This window comes from Streptomyces sp. MBT53 (genome assembly GCF_016654115.1).
Taxonomy (GTDB): domain Bacteria; phylum Actinomycetota; class Actinomycetes; order Streptomycetales; family Streptomycetaceae; genus Streptomyces.
The window spans coordinates 1-4462 of sequence record NZ_JAEQAZ010000374.1; the positions used below are offsets into that span (position 1 = coordinate 1).

The 4462-nt window shown below is 67.1% G+C and carries 3 protein-coding genes; 1 reads left to right on the forward strand and 2 read right to left on the reverse strand.

Features of this window, described 5'->3' with window-relative positions; all coding sequences use genetic code 11:
* Positions 1 to 1615: HAMP domain-containing protein (locus tag JHN45_RS51075; RefSeq protein WP_201056315.1), on the reverse strand; the 1615-nt coding region annotated here is incomplete at its 3' end.
* A gap of 364 nt (positions 1616 to 1979) precedes the next feature.
* On the opposite strand from JHN45_RS51075, the gene JHN45_RS51080 reads away from it, so the two are divergent.
* Positions 1980 to 2942, forward strand: a complete 963-nt coding sequence (locus JHN45_RS51080) for an ABC transporter substrate-binding protein (RefSeq protein ID WP_019071415.1) — start codon at positions 1980 to 1982, stop codon at positions 2940 to 2942.
* Positions 2943 to 2998: 56 nt separating this feature from the next.
* Here JHN45_RS51080 and JHN45_RS51085 read toward each other — a convergent pair whose 3' ends face one another.
* Positions 2999 to 4396, reverse strand: a complete 1398-nt coding sequence (locus tag JHN45_RS51085) for a glycoside hydrolase family 43 protein (RefSeq protein ID WP_201056318.1) — start codon at positions 4394 to 4396, stop codon at positions 2999 to 3001.
* Positions 4397 to 4462 lie beyond the last annotated feature (66 nt).

Below are 4462 nucleotides of genomic sequence, written 5' to 3' on the forward strand. Positions count from 1 at the left end.
TCTCCAGGAGTTCGGCCACCATCAGCGTGAGGTCGCCGATGATGTCGGGCTCCACCATGATCTCGGTGTCGGCCCGCAGACCCACCCGCTGGAAGCCCTCGATCTGGCCGAGCGCCGCCCGTACGACGTTGGTGAGTTCGGTGGGTCCGCCGTCGAGCACGGTCTCGCGGATGCCGGCGAGCAGCATCAGACTGTCCGCGTTGCGGCGCAGGCGGACGGCGATGTGGTCGATGGAGTAGAGGCGTTCGAGGAGCGCCGGGTCGGTCTCGCCGCGCTCCACCGCGTCGATCAGGGCGAGTTGACGGGTCGTCAGGTTGCTGACGCGGCGGCCGACGTTGCCGAACATCTCGGCGACGTTGCGGCGGCTGACGACCTGGCGGGCCAGCAGCGCGGCGGCCGTGGTCTGCACATGGTTGAAGGCCTCGGCGAGGTCGCCGATCTCGTCCTTGGCGGTGACCGGCATGTCCCGCAGCATCGGCGGGCCGTCGTCCTCGGCGTCGTCGTCGGCGACGCGGGCCAGTTCGCGGCCCGCGACCTCGGCGACCTGCTTGGCGGCACCGGTCAGGGCCTGCACCGGGCGGACCACCGAGCGGCGCACGATCACCACGAAGAACAGCCACAGCACGAAGCCGATGAGCGAGAGGTTCAGCAGCAGCCCGGCGCGCCAGGAGGCCGAACTCGACGCGTCGTCGGCGCGGGTGGCGATCTGGCCGATCAGCGAGTTGGTGATCTTCAGCCGGGCCTCGGCCTGCTGCGGGTAGTTGGGGTAGTCGCTCATGGCGTCCGCGAAGGCCTTGCGGACCGCGCCGGGCGACTCGGCCTGCAGCCCGCTGGGGTCGATCTGCAGCTCGGCGTACGCCTCGGCGATCTCCCGCTGCGGGATGGTGTGCTCGATGCCGGACAGCTCGTCGGCCTGCTCCTCGGTGGCGAACCGGGCGAAGCGCGAGGCCTGGTAGGTGTACAGATCGTAGGAGCCGACCGCGTTGGTGAACTCGATGAGCGCGTTGCTGTCACCGGTCGTCGCCGAGAACACGCTGGTCTCGAACGAGCTGTGGGCGGCATCGGCCCGCAGCACGGAGTCCAGCAGGTTGCCGGTGAAGGTGGTGGCGAGGTTCGCGTTGTGCTCCAGGTCGAGCCCGTCGATCAGGCCGTCCGAGGCGCTGGTGTACGCGGGGTCGATGTTGTCGGCGGGCAGATAGCTCTGCTCGACCGTGTTGCGCAGTGTCTCCAGGCCGTTGATCTCCCTGAGTGCCTGCGCCTCGCCGGCCGGCAGCCGGTCGCCGAAGGTGTCGCGCACCTTCTCGACCTGCTTGTCCACGGCCTGCTGGGACTTGCGGTAGGCGCTCTGCGAGGGCGTGCCGCCGTCGTTGGTGGCCTCGAAGCGGACGGAGAGCAGGATGGCCTGCTGGTGCTCCGCCTCCACGAGGTTCACCAGCTCGGCGACCTGGCCGCTGTCCCGCACCAGCTGGGCCGCGTCGCTCGCGTCCGTCGACTGCCCGACCTCGTCCGAGATGAGGTACGCCAGCAGCACCGCGACCACCGCGAGCGGCACGCCGACGAGCAGATTGAGCTTGCGCCTGAAGGGCCAACGGTCTGCGAAGCCCCGTATGGACACCAGGCCTCCTTCGTGGGGTGTTGTCACGGTACGCGCAGCGACACACGTGACTGTTTTTGATCGAAGCGGCCCCCGCACACCGCTGTGACCGACGCCAACTCCGGGGAGACTACCGCCTCTTTGAACGATCAAGTGCGTCGCCCTACGTCAAGAATCAATTACAAAGCGCCCGTGTTCGTGACCGGTCTGTTTACGTTGCCTTCACAACTGGGCACTCATTGAGGCCAATCGGTGACCATAGTTCTCTTGACCGACCAAGAACCGGCTGGATTGGATCAGCGGAGTGCGGCATTCACGCCCCACGCGTGGACGCCACAGCCATGCCTGCACGCCTGTGCCAACATCCAACCCCGGAACGGGAATTGTGACTTCTAAAGCGAAGAACAGCTGGTCCAGCACTAGGTACCCCGGCGCGGCGGCCATCGCCCTCGCCGCCACGGCTGCGCTTGTCACGGGATGTGGATCGTCCTCCGACAGCAAGTCCGACAACCCCCTCTCGGGCGGCAAGGCCAGTGGTGACACGGTCGTCGTCGGCTCGAACAACTTCGCCGAGAGCATCCTGATCGCCGACATCTACGGCGAGGCCCTCAAGGCCAAGGGCGTCAAGGTCACTTACAAGCCGAACATCGGCAGCCGCGAGACGACGTACGGCCTGCTCAAGAACGGCTCCATCACCGTTCTGCCCGAGTACAACGGCGCCCTGCTGGCCTACCTCGACCCGAAGGCCGCCCCGGCGACCCTCGCCGCGACCACGGCCGCGATCAACGCCAAGCTGGACTCCAAGCTGACGCTGCTGGACCCGGCCGCCGCGGAGGACAAGGACACGGTCACCCTCAACGCGGAGACCGCGAAGAAGTACAACCTCACGTCCGAGTCCAGCATCGGCGACCTCAAGTCCATCGCCAAGGACCTGGTCATCGGCGCCTCGCCGGAGTTCCAGACCCGGCAGCAGGGCCTGGTGGGCCTGAAGTCCGTCTACGGCCTGGAGTTCAAGTCCTTCAAGGCGCTGGACGCGGGTGGCCCGCTGACGGCCGCCGCGCTGAAGAAGAACACCGTGCAGGCGGCGGACCTCTTCAGCACGGACCCGACCATCACCAAGGAGAAGCACGTCACGCTGCAGGACCCGAAGCGGCTCTTCGGCTTCGAGAACGTGCAGCCCCTGGTCTACAAGAGCGGCCTCTCCGCCGCCGGTGTGGCCGCCCTCAACGCGGTCTCCGCGAAGCTCGACACGGCGACCCTGCTGGACCTCGACACCCAGGTGGGCTCGCAGAACAAGGACCCGCTGGACGTCGCGAAGGCCTGGCTGAAGACGGCCGGTCTCAGCTGATCCGTTCCGCCGCCGACGCGGGTGCCTCCGTTCTCCGGGAGGCACCCGCGTCGTGGTCAGTACCCGACGTAGAAGGTCGCGTCCTGCTGATCGGTAGCCGTAGAGATCGGGTCGATGCGCAGCACGTAGTTGGAGTGCCGGATGTAGCGGGTCGGGTTGTTGTACGACCGGAAGGACGCCCACGTGGAGTCCGCGAGGCCGGCCGTCCGGTAGAACGTGGCGTCCCCGGCGAACGTCGACGTGCCGTCGTTCACGTCGAGTTGGAGCGCGTAGTTGTAGTGCCGCAGATACCGCGTCGGGTAGTTGACCGACTGGAAGGACACTCCCGCGCTGTCCGCGAGGCCCGGCACCAGCGTCCACTGCGAGTCGGTGTACGGGTCGAAGGCGTACTCGTCGATCCGCCCGACGAAGTTGGAGTGCCGGACGTAACGGGCCGGATAGTTGTAGGACTTGAGCCGGTTCCAGGCGGGCGTGCCCCACTTCGCCACGAGGTTGTTGTACTCGGTGGCGGTGATCGGCTGGATGCCGCAGTGCTTGGAGTTGAGCGGCTGCGTGTAGAGCTTCTGGTCGACGGCCGTCCAGGTGCCGGCGGCCAGACTGCTGGTCTGCCAGGCGTAGAAGACGCCGTTGGGGTCCCAGGTGTCCCCCCACAGGTACCAAGTGGAGCTGGACGCAAGGGACTTGACCAAGGTCGGGGCCTCGGTGCCGTTGTGCGAGACCGCCGTGCTGAACTCGGTGAAGCTGCCCGGGTCCAGTGACGTGGACTTGGCGCCGACCAACGTCGAACTCTTCTTGAAGTAGAGGTAGTTGACCCCGTTCACGCCCACGGCGAGATCACCGTCGATGACGTCGTAGCCCGGGTCGAAGAACACCTGCGGATCCCCGGCGGTCACGAAGTCGCTCGTGTAGTTGACCATGATGACGTTGTGGCCGCTGTCGTTGACGGCCGAGTAGATCACCCCGTACTGCCCGCGCCCCGCGTCCCAGAACGACTCCGGCGCCCACGCGTGCGTGTCCAGGCTGTGCACCTTCATCCGCCGGTAGCCGGTGAAGGTACGCAGATCGGTGGAGTCCCAGACATGGATGTACTGGCTGACGTACGACCAGTCGGTGCCGTTGAGGTCGGTCGCGAGGACGACGAACGTGCCGTCCTGCTTGCGCAGGATGAAGGGGTCGCGCAGACCGAGGGAGCCCGCGGTCGGAGTGGCGACGGGCGCGTTCTGGTTCAGCGGGGTCCACTGCAGACCGTCGAGGCTGACGGCCAGATGCAGACCGTAGTTGGCGCCCAGGAACGTCGGCGACTCGGTGAAGTAGCACATGACATAAGCCGAGTCGGTTGCCGCCGCCGCGCTGCCGGCACCGAGCGTGAGCGCGCCGGTGGCCGCGAGGGGGAGGGTCGCGGCCATGCCGAGGAACAGGCGGCGGGAGGGGTGGGGGAGAGGGGGGACGGCCATGTGTTCTCCAGGGTGCGAGTGGGGTGCGAGCGGCCCATCGTTCTCACAGAAGTTCGATATCCCGAA